Source organism: Nonomuraea sp. NPDC003707 (assembly GCF_053587055.1).
The window spans coordinates 192,394-206,803 of the sequence record NZ_JBSFNK010000010.1 but is presented as its reverse complement, the minus strand read 5'-3'; the positions used below and the strand labels follow the sequence as shown (position 1 = coordinate 206,803).

The 14,410-nt window shown below is 73.7% G+C and carries 14 protein-coding genes; 11 read left to right on the top strand and 3 right to left on the bottom strand.

The genetic code is table 11. The features are described 5' to 3' along the window. Window positions 1-79: 79 nt before the first annotated feature. The 3 genes from ACWDRB_RS26860 to ACWDRB_RS26850 all read left to right on the top strand — a co-directional run bounded on the left by ACWDRB_RS26860 (window position 80) and on the right by ACWDRB_RS26850 (window position 4,847). Window positions 80-1,672 carry an AMP-binding protein gene (locus ACWDRB_RS26860; RefSeq protein WP_449897988.1) on the top strand — a complete coding sequence of 531 codons (1,593 nt, stop codon included), beginning with the start codon at window positions 80-82 and terminating at the stop codon, window positions 1,670-1,672. A gap of 92 nt (window positions 1,673-1,764) precedes the next feature. Then, window positions 1,765-4,068 (top strand): CoA transferase, encoded by a 2,304-nt coding sequence (locus ACWDRB_RS26855; protein ID WP_449897986.1) that lies wholly within the window; start codon window positions 1,765-1,767, stop codon window positions 4,066-4,068. A gap of 8 nt (window positions 4,069-4,076) precedes the next feature. Further along, the gene (locus ACWDRB_RS26850; RefSeq protein WP_350727470.1) at window positions 4,077-4,847 is read left to right on the top strand and encodes an enoyl-CoA hydratase/isomerase family protein; all 771 of its coding nucleotides are present in this window, start codon (window positions 4,077-4,079) and stop codon (window positions 4,845-4,847) included. Here ACWDRB_RS26850 and fdxA read toward each other — a convergent pair whose 3' ends face one another. Together fdxA and ACWDRB_RS26840 are read right to left on the bottom strand one after the other, a co-directional pair. After that, window positions 4,848-5,201 carry a ferredoxin gene (gene fdxA, locus ACWDRB_RS26845; protein WP_449897984.1) on the bottom strand — a complete coding sequence of 118 codons (354 nt, stop codon included), beginning with the start codon at window positions 5,199-5,201 and terminating at the stop codon, window positions 4,848-4,850. Window positions 5,202-5,216: 15 nt separating this feature from the next. After that, window positions 5,217-6,191, bottom strand: a complete 975-nt coding sequence (locus tag ACWDRB_RS26840; RefSeq protein ID WP_449897982.1) for an NAD(P)/FAD-dependent oxidoreductase — start codon at window positions 6,189-6,191, stop codon at window positions 5,217-5,219. A gap of 206 nt (window positions 6,192-6,397) precedes the next feature. On the opposite strand from ACWDRB_RS26840, the gene ACWDRB_RS26835 reads away from it, so the two are divergent. From ACWDRB_RS26835 to ACWDRB_RS26800, 8 genes are all read left to right on the top strand, one after another. Next, window positions 6,398-7,612: an aromatic ring-hydroxylating dioxygenase subunit alpha gene (locus ACWDRB_RS26835; RefSeq protein ID WP_364248560.1), complete on the top strand. Its 1,215-nt coding sequence runs from the start codon at window positions 6,398-6,400 to the stop codon at window positions 7,610-7,612. Next, window positions 7,612-8,550, top strand: coding sequence for a DODA-type extradiol aromatic ring-opening family dioxygenase (locus ACWDRB_RS26830; RefSeq protein WP_449897978.1), 939 nt, complete (start codon window positions 7,612-7,614; stop codon window positions 8,548-8,550). Before ACWDRB_RS26835 ends, ACWDRB_RS26830 begins: the two co-directional genes overlap by 1 nt. Beyond that, window positions 8,547-9,839 (top strand): M20 family metallopeptidase, encoded by a 1,293-nt coding sequence (locus ACWDRB_RS26825; RefSeq protein ID WP_449897976.1) that lies wholly within the window; start codon window positions 8,547-8,549, stop codon window positions 9,837-9,839. Before ACWDRB_RS26830 ends, ACWDRB_RS26825 begins: the two co-directional genes overlap by 4 nt. 9 nt (window positions 9,840-9,848) lie before the next feature. Next, window positions 9,849-10,697: an alpha/beta fold hydrolase gene (locus tag ACWDRB_RS26820; RefSeq protein ID WP_449897974.1), complete on the top strand. Its 849-nt coding sequence runs from the start codon at window positions 9,849-9,851 to the stop codon at window positions 10,695-10,697. Further along, a complete protein-coding gene (locus tag ACWDRB_RS26815) occupies window positions 10,694-10,819 on the top strand; it encodes a hypothetical protein (RefSeq protein ID WP_355200272.1) in 126 nt (41 codons plus the stop codon). Before ACWDRB_RS26820 ends, ACWDRB_RS26815 begins: the two co-directional genes overlap by 4 nt. 13 nt (window positions 10,820-10,832) lie before the next feature. Next, window positions 10,833-11,726, top strand: coding sequence for an alpha/beta fold hydrolase (locus ACWDRB_RS26810; RefSeq protein ID WP_449897971.1), 894 nt, complete (start codon window positions 10,833-10,835; stop codon window positions 11,724-11,726). Next, entirely contained in the window at window positions 11,723-12,673 is a 951-nt protein-coding gene (locus ACWDRB_RS26805) for a quinone oxidoreductase family protein (protein ID WP_363971238.1), read from the top strand. The genes ACWDRB_RS26810 and ACWDRB_RS26805 overlap by 4 nt, the downstream gene beginning before the upstream one ends. 70 nt (window positions 12,674-12,743) lie before the next feature. Then, a complete protein-coding gene (locus ACWDRB_RS26800; RefSeq protein ID WP_350727480.1) occupies window positions 12,744-13,568 on the top strand; it encodes an IclR family transcriptional regulator in 825 nt (274 codons plus the stop codon). On the opposite strand, the gene ACWDRB_RS26795 is transcribed toward ACWDRB_RS26800, so the two are convergent. Further along, entirely contained in the window at window positions 13,569-14,378 is an 810-nt protein-coding gene (locus tag ACWDRB_RS26795) for an alpha/beta fold hydrolase (RefSeq protein WP_449897966.1), read from the bottom strand. Window positions 14,379-14,410 lie beyond the last annotated feature (32 nt).

Below are 14,410 nucleotides of genomic sequence, written 5' to 3'. Positions count from 1 at the left end.
CTCGCGGTCCGTACATCGATCCACCCGCCGTGGTCCCCGTGACGGCGGTGGGACATCCTGTCATCTCGTGAGGGAGAACATGGACGGTGTCACGGACGGTGTCACGGACGGTGTCGCGGCAGCGCCGGAGACGATGCTCGACCTTCTGGAGCGCCGGGCGGCCGGCGCTCCGGAGGCGGAGCTCGTACGGTTCGAGGGCGGCGCCTCGCTGCGGGTCGGTGAGTGCCTGGAGCGGGCGACCGCCGTCGCGGGCGGGCTCGCCGGCCTGGTGACGGGCGGCGACCGGGTCCTCACGTGCCTGCCTCCGGGGCCGCGGCTGGTCGAGGTGATGTTCGCCCTGGCCAGGCTCGGCGCCGTGGAGGTGCCGCTGGCCCTGGACGTACGGCTCGACGCGGCGCGGCGGCTGGCCGGGGCCGCCGGGACGCGCGTGCTCATCGCCGGCACGGACGCCGTGCGCGCCAACCCCGGCCTGGTCGAGCTGGCCGCGGGGATGGACCGCGTGGTGCTCGTGACCGGGCGGGAGGAGGCCGAGCTGCCGGGCTCGGCCGATCTGGACGACCTGCTCGCCGCGCCGCACCGCCTTCCGGCGCGGCGGCCGGGACCGGCGGACCCCGCCGTCGTCATGGCCACCTCGGGGACCACGGGCCGGTCCAAGGGAGCGCTGCTGCCGCACTTCGCCGGGGTCCGGCACGCCCGGCGGGTGGCCCGCACCATGGGCTACGAGGCGGGGGACGTGCTGTTCAACGTCTTCCCCTGGAACCACATCAACGTCCGGCACGCGGGCCTGCTGCCCGCGCTGATCTCCGGCGCCACACTGGTGGCCCACCAGCGCTTCTCCGCCTCCCGGTTCTGGGAGATCTGCCGGCGGGAGGGGGTCACCGCGTTCAACTTCATGGGCGCCGTGGCGGCCATCCTGGAACGGGCGCCCGCCACCGGCTCCGACACCCTTCACCAGGTGCGCCGCGCCTACGGGGGACCGGCGCCGGAGGGGCTGTCGAGGCGGTTCCTGGAGCGGTTCGGCGTGCTGCTGCTGGAGGCGTACGCGTGCACCGAACTCGGCGACGTGGCGGCGAGCACGCCCGGCACCCGGCGGCCGGGCGCGGCCGGGCGGCCCGTCCCGGAGTACGAGGTGGTGATCAGGGACGACGACGGCCTGCCGGTGCCGGCGGGCCGGATCGGGCAGATCACCGTCCGGCCCCGAGCGGAGTCGATGATCTTCAGCGGGTACGCGGGCGACCCCGCCGCCACCGGGAAGGCCCTGCGTGACGGCTGGTTCGTGACCGGGGACCGCGGCCGGCTCGACGACGACGGCTTCCTCCATTTCGCCGGCCGCCGCGCCGACGTCATCAGGCGGCGCGGCGAGAACATCCCGACCTGGGACGTCGAGCAGGCGGTGGCCGCGATGCCGGGCGTGCTCGACGTGGCCGCGGTGGGCGTGCCGTCGGAGCTGACCGAGGAGGAGGTGCTGGTGGCGGTGACCGCGGCGCCCGGGGCCACGCTCAGCCCGCCGCAGGTGCACGCCTGGTGCCTGGACCGGCTCCCGCGCCACGCCGTCCCCCGGTACGTGCGCGTGCTCGACGCCCTGCCGAGGAACGCCTCGACGAAGGTGGTCAAGGGCGACCTGCGCGACCAGGGGGTGCCGCCGGACGCGTGGGACGCCCGTACGGCCTGATCGCGCGGACCGCTGGACAGACCGGCAGGGTCGCGCCCCGGCGATCGCGCGCTCTAGCGTCGAGCCTCCGGCACACACGGGAGGAGACGAGGTTGCGGGTTCTCGACCTCACCGACGATCTGGCCTTCAACGGGGCGAGGCTGCTGGTCGGCCTCGGCGCCGACGTCGTACGCGTGGAGCGTCCGCGGAGCCCGGGGCTGTCACGGGCGGAGGCTCTGCACTGGCACGCGGGAAAGCGGGTCGTGAGCGCGCCGGTGAGCCCCGCCGCGCTCGACCGGCTCGCCGGGCAGGCGGACGTGATCATGGAGAGCGGCCCGTTCGGCGAGCTCCGCGGCGTCCGTACGGACTCCGGCACGGTCACGTCGCGCTGGCCGCGGGCCGTCCACGTCGTGGTCACGCCGTTCGGCACGACCGGCCCCCGGCGTGACTGGCGCGCCGACGATCTCGTGGCCGCGGCCGCCGGCGGCATGGCCTGGCTGGGCGGGAAGCCCGGCGGCCCGCCCAAGCCCCCTCCCCGCGAGCAGGCCACGCAGCTCGCGGGGGCGCACGCGGCCATCGCCGCGCTGCTCGGCCTCATCGCCCGCGATCGCATCGGGCAGGGCCAGCTCATCGACGTCTCCGCGCAGGAGGCGGTGGCCGCCACGCTGGAGACGGGCGCCATCGCCTGGATCCACGCGGGACGGTACCCGTCCCGCACCGGCGGCGTGTACGAACACGTGGCCCACCGGGTCTTCCGCGCCGCCGACGGCCACGTCGCGGGTGGATACTCCGGCAGCGACCGGATGTGGACCGACCTGCTCGCCTGGATGGCGGAATCCGGCGAGGCGGAGGACCTGACGGAGGAGAAGTGGGCCGATCCCGTCTTCCGCTGGCGGGGGCGCGAGCACGTGGACGAGGTCGTGGCCAGGTTCGTCGCCGGGCGCTCCGCCGCCTCCCTCGCGGAGCAGGGGCGGGCCCGGGCGCTGCCGTGGGCGGAGGTCTCCACGGCCACGAGCCTGACCGGCAACCCGCAGCTCGCCGAGCGCGGGTTCTTCGCCCGCGTCCTGGGCGCGGGCCTGCCCGAGGACGGCGTCACGGACGTCGGGTTCCCCTTCGCGGCCCTGCCCCGTCCGGTGCGCCTCACCGAGCCGCGGCCCGCCCCCGCCGAGGCGCCCTGGCGGAGCGAACGCCCCCGGGGCCGCTGTGACGGCGTCCGCGGGCCCGGCGCGCGCCCGCTCGAAGGGATCCGCGTCCTGGACCTGACCTGGGTGCTGGCCGGCCCGTACGCCACCAAGACGCTGGCCGAGCACGGCGCGGACATCATCAAGATCGAATCCCGGCACCGGCGCGACCCCACGCGCTTCGCCCCGTCCATGCGGCTGCGTCCCGATGCCGGGATCGACGACGGCGGCTACTTCGTCAACTTCAACCGCGGCAAGCGCAGCGTCGCCCTCAACCTGCGTACCGAGCCCGGCCTCGAGGTGCTGCGGCGCCTGGCCGCTGAGTGCGACGTGGTCATCGAGAACTTCAGCCCCGGCGTCCTGGCCAGGTGGGGGCTGTCCTACGACCGGCTGGCGGAGCTGCGGCCCGGCGTCATCCTGGTGTCGATGGCCGGGGTCGGGCAGAGCGGCCCCTGGCGGAGCGCGGTGACCTTCGCCGACACGCTCGCCGCCATGTCCGGCCTCACCAGCGAGACCGCCGATCCCGGCGAGGCGCCGGAGGGGCTGACGTTCGGGCTCGGCGACATGGTGGCGGCCAACTCGGCCGTGCTCGCCGTCCTGGACCTGGTCGCGGCCGGGCGCGGCGGACACGTGGACCTCTCCCAGCTGGAGGCGATGGCCGCGTCGATGGGACCGGCCGTCCTGGAGGCGGAGCTCGGTGAACGCCGTGCGGTGTCCCGGCCCAACCGGCATCCGCGCATGGTCCCGCACGGCGTCTACCCGGTCAGGGGCGACGACCGCTGGATCGCGCTGGCCGTACAGGGCGACAAGGAGTGGCGGCGGCTGGCCGCGCACGCCGGGCTGCCGCAGCCGGCCTCGGCGGATCTGGAGGAGCGGCGCCGCCACGAGGACGAGATCGACGCCGCGCTCGCGGCCTGGTGCTCGGAGCGCGACGGCGAGGCGCTGGCGGCCGAGCTGCAGGGGCTCGGCGTCGCCGCCGCCGTCGTCGCGACCGGCCGGGACCTGGTGGAGGCGGACGGGCACCTGGCCGCGCGCGGCTTCTACCCGGTGCTGGAGCACCCGCTCATCGGCCCGGTACGGCACGAGGGCATCGTGGTGCGCATGTCCGGCACCCCCGGAGCGCTGACCGCGCCCGCCCCGCTGCTGGGCGAGCACACCGACCGCGTGCTGAAGGACCTGCTCGATCTGGACGACGAAGAGCTCGCCCGGCTGCGGGACGCCGGCGCACTGGAATAGGAGCGCAGATGACGAAATATCTGGATGTGCGGAGGGACGGGGGGACGGCGACGATCGTCATCGACCGGCCGCCCGCCAACGCCGTCGACCCGGCGTTGATCGAGGAGTTCCTGGAGGTGATCCCCCCGCTGGCCGAGGACACCTCGGTCCGCTGCCTCGTCATCCGCGGGACCGGTCGCTTCTTCGTCGCGGGGGCCGACATCGCCGTGATGCGCGACCTGTCCGTGGCCAACCACGTCAAGATGCGCCGCTGGGTCGAGGTTCAGCGCCTGCTCGAACGCGCGCCCAAGCCGGTGATCGCGGCGATGAACGGCCACGCGCTGGGCGGCGGGGCCGAGCTGTCGCTCGCCTGCGACCTGCGCATCCTGGCCTCCTCGGCGACCATCGGCTTCCCCGAGACGAGCCTGGGCCTCTTCCCCGGAGCGGGCGGCAGCCAGCGGCTGCCGCGCCTGCTCGGCCCGCATCGCGCCAAGCGCCTGATGATCGACGGCGCCCGCCTGTCCGCCGCCGAGGCCCTCGGCCTGGGGCTGGTGGACGTGGTGGCGGACGACGACGACTTCGACCGCGTGGTGGCCGGGCACGCCGAGGACCTGGCGGCCCGGCCGACCACGACGATCGGCCTGCTCAAGCGCGTCGTGGAGGCCGGGTACGACCTGCCTCTCGACGACGCGCTGGAGCTGGAGTGGCAGGCGGTCCTGGAGCTGATCCACACCCAGGACGCCGCGGAGGGCCTCCAGGCGTTCCTGGACAAGCGCCCTCCGCGGTTCACCGGCCGCTGATCAGGCGCCGTAGCCGGGCACCAGCCCGGTCACCAGGGCGGTGTCGGCGTTGAGGTCGCCGACCTTGCGGGCGCCTCCCGGGGTGCCGAGGGGCGCGTCGCGGCCGGGCAGCACCTCGGCGAAGAACGCCTTGGCGTCGTCGAGGAAGAGCGTGCGCGTCTCGTCGCCCCGGGCGGCGCGGTCGACGAAGATCGCGTCCACCGGGCACTCCGGCTCGCACGCCCCGCAGTCGATGCACTCGGCGGGGTTGATGTAGCTCTTGCGGTCGCCGACGTAGATGCAGTCGACGGGACACACGTCCACGCACGCGCGGTCGTTGACGTCGACGCACGCGGGGCCGATGACGTAGCTCATGAATCTCTCCTGTGCTCAGACGCTTTCCGTGGAGTGCCCCGGGAAGAGGGACAGCTCGGGGTCCAGTTCGACGGCGGCGTTGTTCACCGCGGTGGCGACCTCGCCGAAGCCCACCGACATGAGGCGGACCTTGCCGTCGTACTCGGCGAGGTCGCCGGCCGCGTACACCCGGGGCAGGCCCGTACGCATGCGCTGGTCGACCAGGACGGACCTGCCGCGCAGCGACAGCCCCCAGCCGGCGAGCGGGCCGAGATCGCTGATGAACCCCAGCGCGGCGATGACCGAGTCGGCGGGCACCGTCCTGTCGGCCTCGCCGCGCGTGCGCAGGTGCGCCCGCTCGACCCGCTCCGCGCCGGACAGGCCGATGACCTGGCTGTCGACGACGATGCGGACCCCCGCCGCGCGGGCGGCCGCGACGCCGCCGGCGTGCGCGCGGAACGCGGCCCGGCGGTGCACCAGCGTGACCGACCTGGCCAGCGGCGCCAGGGTCAGCGACCAGTCGACCGCGCTGTCCCCACCGCCCACGACCACGACATGGTGGCCGGCGTGCGCGGACGGGTCCGGCACGAAGTACGTCAGCCCCCGGCCGAGCCATTCCTCGCCGGCCGGCAGCGGACGCGGGGTGAACGTCCCGATGCCCGAGGTGAGCACGACGGCCCCGGCGCGGACCGCCGTGCCGTCGGACAGCACCACGACCGGCCGCGGGTCCGCGTCGCGGCGCAGCTCCACCGCCTGCCGCCCGAGCAGGTGGACGGGGTCGTACGCGGCCGCCTGGGCCGAGAGCGCCGCCACCAGCGAACGCCCGAGAACGCCGGGGACGCCGGCCACGTCCCGGATCTCCTTCTCCGGGTACAGTGCCGAGATCTGCCCGCCGACCTGGGGCAGCGCGTCGACGAGTACGGTGCGCAGACCGCGGAACCCGGCGCAGTAGGCGCCGTAGAGCCCGGTCGGCCCCGCTCCGATGATCGCGATATCGGTTTCGATCTCCAACGTCGCTCTCCTTTCCGGCCACGGAAGCTACACAGGGCCCGGGCGCCTGCCCGCGGGTCGCGGCCCGCTGACCGGAACACGGCTCGCTCAGCGGGACACGGTCCGCTGGGCGGGATGCCGCACTGGGCCGCTCGGCCCCGCGGGTGGTGAACTGCGTGTCGCGGCGCATCGGGAGCCGCGGACAAGCCATGGAAGCGGAGGCGAGAATGAGTGCGGAGGCGGGTACGCCGGCTGCGATCGGGGGAGACGCCAGGCGCCGGCCATCGCGGCGGGGCCGCCTGCCGGGCCGGCAGGACTGGTCGAGCTGGCCCCATTACCAGGCGGCGGCCAGCGGGTTCCGCGGCTACTGGTATCCGGTGGCGTTCTCCTCGCACATCACCGGGAAGCCGAAGGCGATCACCCTGCTCGGCGAGCGCATCGTCGTCATCCGTGATGACGGGAAGGTCTACGCGCTGAAGGACCGCTGCCCGCACCGGGGCGTGCCGCTGAGCTACGGCAACCAGCAGTTCCCCGGCACGATCTCCTGCCCGTACCACGGCTGGACGTTCGACCTGGAGACCGGCGCGCTCAAGGCGGTGATCACCGACGGGCCACAGTCGCCGATCTGCGGGAAGGTGACCCAGCCCACCTACGAGGTCGAGGAGCGCCTCGGCATGGTGTGGATCTTCGTGGGGGACGGCGAGGACGCCCCGCCCATCGACGACCAGCTCCCCGAGGAACTGCGCGACAACCCCGCCGTGATCGGCGCGCGCATCCAGTCCCGCGTGGGCAACTGGCGCTTCGCCTGCGAGAACGGCTACGACGAGGGACACGCGAAATACCTGCACCGCACGGCGCTGTGGCGGCTGTTCAAGGCCATGCCGGTGTGGAACGAGACCCGGATCGTGCGCCGCGGCCGGTGGATCTACCGGGTGCAGGACGCCCAGCACTGGGACGCCGACTTCCCCGGCCTGGGCAAATGGAACAACCAGGCGTGGTTCAAGCTCAAGCCGCCGAAGCAGGTCGCCAACATCGGCAACACGGGCAGCCACCGCAAGGTGAACCCGGCCATCGCCGCCGAGGAGTTCCCCGGGTTCGCCTCGGTCAGCATGCCGGGGGTCCTGCGCATCGTCTACCCGACCTTCATCCACTACGAGTTCTACGTGCCGGTCGACGCGGACAACCACCTCTACGTCGGCGTGATGGCCAACTTCGAGAAGGGCATCAGGACGCTGCCCTTCTACGCCAAATACCTCGGCGCCGTGCGCTGGCTCTTCCACGGCCAGTTCTCCGGCCAGGACAAGTGGATGGTCGAGGTGACCGACGCGCCGCCGGAGCGGCTCTACCGTCCCGACGACTCGCTCCTGCAGTGGCGCAAGCTGGCCGAGGAGATCACGGAGGAGCGCGCCGAACGCCTCAAGATCTCCGGGGACCTCGGCTGATGGGCCGGATCGTCCTGGGCGTGGGCGCGTCCCACTCGACGCTCATGAACACCCACTGGGACCAGGTCGAGCACAAGGACCGCGCGGAACGCTTCCGCGACGCGCTCGGCACGGCCCGCGACGCCCTCGCCGCGGCCCGTCCCGACGTGGCGGTCATCATCGGGTCGAACCACTTCCGCGGCTTCTGGCTGGACCTGATCCCCGCCTTCACCCTCGGCGTGGACGAGGTCATCGCGTCCGGCGAGTCCGGCACGCCGTCGGGCCCGCAGCGCACCCGCCCCGACCTCGCCCAGAGCATCGCGGAGTCCCTGGTGGCGGCGGGCACCGAGGTGGCGATCTCGGCGAAGCTGCAGATCGACCACGGCCAGAGCCACGCCGTCCAGTACCTGCTGCGCGACCTCGACGTGCCCGTGATCCCGCTGGTGGTGAACGTGTTCGCCACGCCGCTGCCCCTGATGAGGCGCTGCGCCGAGCTGGGGCGCAACCTCGCCGCCGCGGTGGAGTCGCTGCCCGAGGGACTGCGGGTGGCGGTCATCGCCTCGGGCGGGCTCTCGCACCGGCTGCCGTGGCCGAGCCGGTGGCAGGACCCGCACGGGCCGGACGAGGAGTTCCTGGTGGAGGCCTGGCGGGAGGGCCGGGGCGACTGGGAGCGCTACGACGCGCGCCGCCGGCAGATCATCACCGCCGCGCGGCCGGTCATCTTCCCCGAGTTCGACGAGGAGTTCCTGGCTGCGCTGGAGCGGGGCGAGCTGGAGCGTTACGCCAGTCTGTCCACGGCGGAGATCGAGGAGGCGGCCGGCAACGGCGGCCAGGAGCTGCGGTCGTGGCTGGCCATGGCGGCGGCGCTGGGCTTCGCGCCCGGGCGGAGGCTGGCGTACGAGCCGATGCCGGAGTGGCTGACCGGCATGGGAGTCGCCGTCATCGAGCCGGCGTCATGAACCGCGACGAGCTGGTGCGGCAGGCCCTCGCGTCGATCAACGAGGACCGGCTGCGCGCGGCGGCGGTGGACGTCACCTCCATCGCCAGCCCCACGGGCGGCGAGGCGCCGCTGGCCCGGTGGCTGGCCGACCGGCTCGCCGCCGCGGGCCTGGAGGCGCACGCGCAGCGCATCGACGACGGCCAGGCCAACGCGGTCGGCCGGCTGAGGGGCGACGGCACGGGTGCCGACCTCATGCTGTACGCCCCGATCGACACCCTGACCACCGGCGACCCGGACCTGGACGTGCCCTGGATCGGCCCGGAGCTGCGTCCCGACATGCGGGCCGAGGCCCGCTGCGAGGGCCCCTACGTCAGCGGCCTCGGCGCGAGCAACCCCAAGGGCCACGCCGCGTGCGTCCTGGTCGTGGGCGAGGCCCTGGCCGCCCTGCGCCCGCAGCTCGCCGGGGACCTGCTGGTGGCCTTCGGGGCCGGCGGCATGCCCACCAACGCCATCGCCCCGGACGGCCGGGCGAACACGGGCCACGGGGTCGGCTGCTCGTTCCTGCTCGAACGCGGCTGGCAGCCCGACCACGCGGTGATCGCCAAGCCGGGGGACTTCGTCGCGCACGACGAGGTCGGCCTGTGCTGGTTCGAGATCGTCGTCCCGGGGACCCACACGTACGCGGGGAGCCGGCACCGCCTGCCGTACCGGAACCCGATCGTGACCGCCGCCGAGGTCGTGACGCGGCTGGAACGGTGGCTGGCGGACTACCCCGAGCGGCACCGCACCGCGACCGCCGCCCCCCAGGGGATCGTCGGGTCGATCGCGGGCGGCTGGGAGCGCATGCTCGCGGTCACGCCCGCGGCCTGCCGCATCCGCCTCGACCTGCGCATCGCGCCCGGCACGACGCCGCTGGAGGCCAAGCGGGAGCTCGCGGCGTACGTCCGGCAGGTGTCGGCGGAGCTGGGCACGGAGCTCACGGTCGAGATGGTGCTGGCCGTCCCGGGCACACGCACGCCGCCGGAGAGCTGGGTGGTGCGCAGCGCCGTACGCGCCTGGGAGAGCGTGAACGGGCGCCCGCACGAGCCCATCGACGGCAACAGCGGCGCCACCGACGCCAACATCCTGCGGGCGCGCGGGATCCCGACGGCCCGCGTGGGCATGCCGAAGGCCGTATCCGATGACTTCGCCCTCGGCATGAACACCGTCGACGTCAGAGCCATGCGCCGCCTGTGCGAGGTGCTCCTGCGGGTGGCGGCCGACACCGTCACGCGCACGCGCGCCGAGATCGACGAGACCAACGACTGAGGAGGCGCCATGGAACCGCCCAGCGGTTCGTACGCCGACGCCGACGGCGTCAAATATCACTACCTCGACCTGGGGTCGGGACCGGACACGATCTTCCTGCACGGCGGCGGCCCCGGCTGCACCGGATGGAGCGACTTCGGCCCGGTGGCGCCGCTGTTCGCCGCCGAGCGCCGCTGCCTGATCGTGGACATCCTGCAGTACGGCAAGTCGGAGAAGTGCGTCATCACCGGCCCGATGTGGGACTTCCACGCGGCCAGAACCGTCGCGCTCATGGACGCGCTGGGCGTGCAGCGGGCCGACTTCGTCTGCAACTCCTGGGGCGGCACCATCGCGCTGTGCCTGGCCGCCCGCTACCCCGACCGGGTGCGCTCGCTGGTGATCACCGGCAGCATGCCGGTCTTCTACGGCCCGCTCGCGCCCCTGCCCGAGGGCGGCCGGCGCGGCCGCAACGCGCGGGACGTCTACTACGGCGGCGAGGGGCCCACGCGGGAGAAGATGCGCGACCTCATCACCCGGCTGGAGTGGTACGACGGCGACCGGCTGCCGGAGTCCACGCTGGACCTGCGTTACGAGCAGAGCCTGGACCCGGAGGAGCGGGCGCTGGCCGCCATGTCCGACTCGCCGCGCGGCGAATGGCAGGACCTCACCGCCGAGCTGGCCGAGATCCAGGCGCCGGCGCTGTTCATGTGGGGCATGCAGGACGCGTTCCTGACGCCTGACTATCCGCTCATGCTGGCGCGCATGGTGCCCTGGGGCAACCTGTACGTCATGGACCACGCGGGACACCACCTCCAGGAGGAGCGTCCCGAGGCGTACCACGCCGTGGTCACCGGATTCCTCGCGGGGGCGGGCCGATGAAGAGACTGCTGATCGCCGCGCCCGCCGTCGTGCTGGCCGTGCTCCTCGCCCGCCTGCTCGCGGCCCGCAGCAACACCCAGGTGCACCGCATCAACCAGGACAAACCCGCTCTCGACCGTTGAAGGTGACGTGACGATGACCATATGGACCGAGTTGAGCCCGTTGAGCCTGAGCGTCTCGTACGTGGACGCGGGGGGAGTGCCGACCCGCAGCCTGCGGGCCGGATCGGGCGAGCCCGTGGTGTTCCTGCACGGCACCAGCGGGCACCTGGAGGCGTTCACCCGCAACCTGGCGGCGCACGCGGAGCAGTACGAGTGCCACGCCATCGACATGCTGGGCCACGGCTACACCGGCAAGCCGGACTATCCGTATGAGATCCCGCGCTATGTCGAGCACCTGCTGGCGTACTTCGACGCGGTGGGCATCGAGCGCGCGCACATCGTGGGGGAGTCACTGGGCGGCTGGGTCGGCGGTCGCGCCGCGATCGACCACCCCGACCGTGTGGCGAGCCTGCAGCTGCTCTGCGCGGGCGGCACGGTCGCCAACCCGCAGGTCATGGAGCGCATCAGGACGAGCACGCGCGAGGCCGTGCTCAGCGACGACGTGGAGCTCACCCGCAAGCGGCTGCGGCTGCTGATGGCCGACCCGGCCGACGCCACCGAGGAGCTGGTGGAGGTGCGCCACGCGATCTACCACGAGCCCGCGTTCGTGGCAGGCGTCGACAACCTGCTCTGCCTGCAGGACATGGAGACCCGGCAGCGCAACATCCTGCGCCCCGGCGACCTGGCCGGGATCTCCCAGCCGACGCTGATCGTCTGGGGCCGCAAGAACCCGTTCGGCGACGTGCCGGAGGCGACCGCCATGCACGAGGCCATCGCGGGCTCGCAGCTGGAGCTGTTCGAGGAGTGCGGCCACTGGCCGCAGCACGAGCAGGCCGCGCGCTACAACCCGCTCAGCCTGTCCTTCCTGGCCAAGAGCTCGGCGGCGGGCTTCTCGGGCCGGATCTCTGGTGAGGTGTCGGGCCGATGACGCGCGCGGCGCGCTTCCACGCGTGGGGCGCGGCCCCCGTCGTGGAGGACGTCCCCGAGCCCGCGTACGAGCCGGGCCGGGTGCTGGTCGAGGTCAAGGCGGCGGCGCTGGGCCATCTGGACCTGACCGTCGCCACCGGGTCCTTCGCGATGAAGCCGGCCCTCCCGTACGTGGGCGGGGTCGAGGCCAGCGGAGTGGTCCTGGAAGCCGACGAGCTGGCCCCCGGCACGCAGGTGCTCCTGCGCGGGGGCGGGCTGGGCCTGCTGCGCGACGGCTGCTGGACCGAGCGGGTCAGCGTCAGCCCCAAGGCCGTCAGCCCGCTGGCGGAGCCGCTGCCCCATGAGGTCGCCGCGTCGTTCTTCGTCCCGGCCACCACGGCGTACGTCGCCCTGCACGACGTCGCCCGCCTGGAGCCGGGGGAGGAGGTCGTCGTGACCGGCGCCACCGGGGCGGTCGGCGCGATGGTCGCCCAGCAGGCGCGGCTGGCCGGGGCCACGGTGACCGGGCTAGTCGGGCGCTCCGACCAGCTCGATCGGGTGCCCGAGGGGGTGCGCGGCGTGGCGGCCGACGACGCCGCGGCGGTCGCGGAGCTGGCCTCGGCGCGCTCGGCGTCCCTGCTGGTCGACACGCTCGGAGGCGCCGGCCTGGTCGAGCGCACGCGCTGGGTCCGACCCGGCGGCCGGGCCGTCGTCATCGGGTACGTGCTGGGCGCGTCGGTGACGGTCGATCTGCCGTCGTGGCTGCTCGACGACGTGGCGCTGCTGCCCGTGAACATGGTCCGGCACGAGCGCCGGGCGCGCGAGGTGGCCCCGTCGCTGGTCGGCCGCCTGGCCTCCGGCGAGCTCGGCGTGGAGGTCGAGCGGTTCGACCTGGCCGAGATCGCCAAGGCCCTGGAGCTGTTGCGCGAGGGCCGGGTACGCGGGCGTGCGGTCGTCACGTTCGGATAGCCGCCGGGCCCGTTCCGCTCAGCGAGACAGGGCCGTTGTCCGGAACGGACATGGGCCCGATTATCGGGCAATGGCTCTTATGCACTCCCCGTCGTCACCTGACGTCAAGCCCCTGGCCATCGTCCCTTCACCCGAGCACGACGCGGCGGCGAACAGCGTACTGGGCAAGGTGCGGCTGATCCTGGAGGCATTCGGCCCCGACGACGAGAGCCTGGGCCTGTCCGAGATCGTCCGCCGCACCGGCGTGGCCAAGGCGTCGGTCCACCGGCTGGCCCAGGAGCTGCTGCAGTGGGGCCTGCTGGAGCGGCGCGGGTCCGAATACTGGCTGGGCATGCGCCTGTTCGAGATAGGGCAGCGCGTGCCGCGCCAGCGGATCCTGCGGGAGGCGGCGCGGCCCTTCATGGAGGACCTCTACCAGGCGACGGGCGAGACCATCCACCTGGCGGTGCTGGACGGGCTGGAGGTCATCTACCTGGAGAAGGTCTCCGGCCACGGCCAGGTGTCCAGGCCTTCGCGCGTCGCCGGGCGCATGCCGTTGCACTGCACGGCGACCGGCAAGGCGCTGCTGGCGTTCGGCCCGGCGGCCCTCTTCGGCGACGTCGTGGCCACCCCGCTGGCCCGCGTGACGCCGCGCACGGTCACCGCCCCGAAGCTGCTCGCCCAGGAGATCCAGCAGGCCAGGAAGGCCGGGTACGCCGTCGAGCGGGAGCAGACCCGGGTCGGCTACCTCAGCGTGGCGATCCCGCTCACCGGGGCCACCGGCACCATGGTCGCCGCGCTGTCGGTGACGGCGCCGACCTTCCGCGCCGACGTCAACAAGTACGTGGGCCTGCTCAGCATGGTGAGCAGGCGCATCACGAAGTCGATCATGGCCGCCGACGGCGGCCGGACCTGATCAGGCCGTCAGGAACGCCGCCACGGCCGCCGCGACCTCGGCGGGCTTGTGCTCCATGAGCGGGATCGTGCCGCCCTCGACGACGGCCGACGTCACGCTCGCCGCCCCGGTGAGATGCTCCCGGAGCGGGGTCATGTTCGGCAGCGCGAACGGGTCCGCGGCGCCCGCCAGCAGCAGCACGGGCGCCGTCACCAGGCCGATCCTGTCCTCCATGACGTAGCGCGCGCACGCCCGGTGACCTTCCGCCGGATCGACCCCCGGCGCGAGGGCGTCGCGGACGAACCGGTCGAGGAGGCCGGTGACCGGTTCGGGATAGTACGGCTGCCGCAGCCGCCACAACTTGACCAGGTGGTCACCCTCCGGGGACGGCTCGGCCTCGTCCACCCCCGGGCCGTGCGCGTGGGAGGCGCGGTAGCGGGCGTCCGCCCACGGGGCCGACGACAGGACCAACAGGCCCACCCGCTCCGGTGCGGACGCCGCCAGCTCGACGGCCACCGCGCCGCCGGTGTGGTGGCCGAGCACGTCGGCCCGCTCGATGCCGAGGCCGTCCAGCAGCGCCAGCGCACCGGCCGCGAACAGCTCGATCGTGTGGGGCGCCGGGGGCTTCGCGCTGGCGCCGAAGCCGACCATGTCCATGGCCAGGACGCGCCGGTGGGGCGCCAGCAGGGGCATCAGCTCGCGGAACTCGTCCCACGATCGGGGGGTCTGATGCAGGAGCAGCAGGGGCCGGCCCGTGCCCTGCTCGGCGTAGTGGAGCTGACCGAAGGGCGAGTCGGCGTACCCGAAACGCGGCGGCGCCGTGATGTCCAAGGGGTCCTCCCTCATGCCGGGTCGTCACCTGA